We start from the raw sequence: 1,510 nt of genomic DNA on the forward strand, positions 1-1,510 counted from the left end.
CCGCAAGTCCACCGCATAATCAAATCACCCCGATGATCCACTCTCTCTTAGCCCAGGCTGCCATCTGTCCTAAAATCCCTGACGACGGACAATCAAAACGCCGGATATGGCGCAAGATACACGTAGGGATTGATGCAGAAACGTTGGAAGTTCGGGCCGTCGAAGTCACTACAAGCAACGTAGATGACGCTCCCATGTTGCCCGAGTTGCTCGATCAGATCCCGCCCGAACAGGACACCGGATCGGTCACTGCCGATGACGACTACGACACGCGCAAATGTCATGACGCGATTGCCGCCCGTGGCGCCCATACCGTTATTCCCACGCGCAAGAACGCCAAACTTTAGAAGCAGACGAGCGCCGGAGCCATTACCAGAAACGAAACAGTCAATGCATCGCGATACCTAGGCCGTGCCCTGTGGCGACGATGGAGCGGATACCACCCCCGGAGCCGCGTCGAAACAAAAATGTACTGTTTGAAACTGTTGGGCCAAAAGCTCATGGCGTGGGACTTCGACAGGCAGGTGGCGGAGATCCAGATCCGCGTTACAGTTCTCAACCGCTACACCACTCTTTGCATACCTATCACAGAGACCGTAGGATAAATCCGTCCAGGGAAAAGAGAAATCCAACCCTCAACCGGTTTGTGCAACAAAGCCGTTGATGAGTGAAATTAAATTGATAAATCATCAATAGATTTTCCAGATTCGAGAGCTGCTTTAACCCATGCAGGTTTACGCCCTCGACCACTCCACGTTTGTGATGGGTTACTAGGGTTGGCGTATTTGGCAGCGGCTTTAGCGTTGGCTTTGCGTTTCCTGCCTTTATTAAGAGCAACAACATCGTCGAAACTTACACCCAACTTGTCAGCAACGGCCTGCATTTCACTGAATGCCGTTTGTAATGTTTCCTTTTTCACTTCAACGATGCGCTTATCAATTTTGCTTGCCAAAGCTTTGAGCTCCGCAGCATTTAAGCTTTCGATATCAATCGACATAGTTCTCTCCTTTTCTCTCTGTTGCTAAACAGATAATCGGCTCAGTTACAAGCTTTTTGAGAAGGTTATAATGGGGGGAATCCCGTGTACCCCGTTGGGTCAACGAAAAGAAGTTGAAACCTGTGGTCGGCTGTGCGGCTGATCGCGAGGGCGTTTTGTGCGAATTCTCCTTGGAAGGTCTCAATCTTGATCAGCGGATAGAGACTGGCAGATCGGTCGATAAAGCTCTTCAATTCAACGTATCGTTTCTTGTTTTCCTCATTGAATATACAACGAATGTGACGGTCTTGGCGACGATGGTTTCGCCCTCTAGCGACAGCGGATAGCGTGCTCAGAGCAACACCTATCGAGGTATCCGTCAGGTTGTCTTTGTCGGGCTTTGCCGAGTTATCTGACGTGGATTGTAATATGCGTGAGCTTGTACAATCAGGCCGATAGTTCGGCAGCATAACCTTCCCACAGCTTGAACGCGTCGGCTCTGGCATAGCGGTAGGAGAGAGTGCAAAGGCGATA

2 protein-coding genes and 1 pseudogene are annotated in these 1,510 nt (G+C 50.3%); 1 reads left to right on the forward strand and 2 read right to left on the reverse strand.

Features of this window, described 5'->3' with window-relative positions:
- Nucleotides 1-86: 86 nt before the first annotated feature.
- A pseudogene (locus ACR0DT_RS25010) lies at nucleotides 87-605 on the forward strand (IS5 family transposase); the annotation flags it as partial.
- 68 nt (nucleotides 606-673) lie between these two features.
- Here ACR0DT_RS25010 and ACR0DT_RS25015 read toward each other — a convergent pair.
- Nucleotides 674-997: an H-NS histone family protein gene (locus ACR0DT_RS25015; protein WP_480713341.1), complete on the reverse strand. Its 324-nt coding sequence runs from the start codon at nucleotides 995-997 to the stop codon at nucleotides 674-676.
- 65 nt (nucleotides 998-1,062) lie between these two features.
- The coding region (locus ACR0DT_RS25020) for a hypothetical protein (RefSeq protein ID WP_480713342.1) at nucleotides 1,063-1,510 on the reverse strand (448 nt) is incomplete at its 5' end.

This window comes from Ruegeria sp. BI11 (assembly GCF_056538005.1).

Bases quoted from the DNA above. Each gene is read 5' to 3' on its own strand.
- ACR0DT_RS25015 (WP_480713341.1), bottom strand. From the start codon at position 997: ATGTCGATTGATATCGAAAGCTTAAATGCTGCGGAGCTCAAAGCTTTG.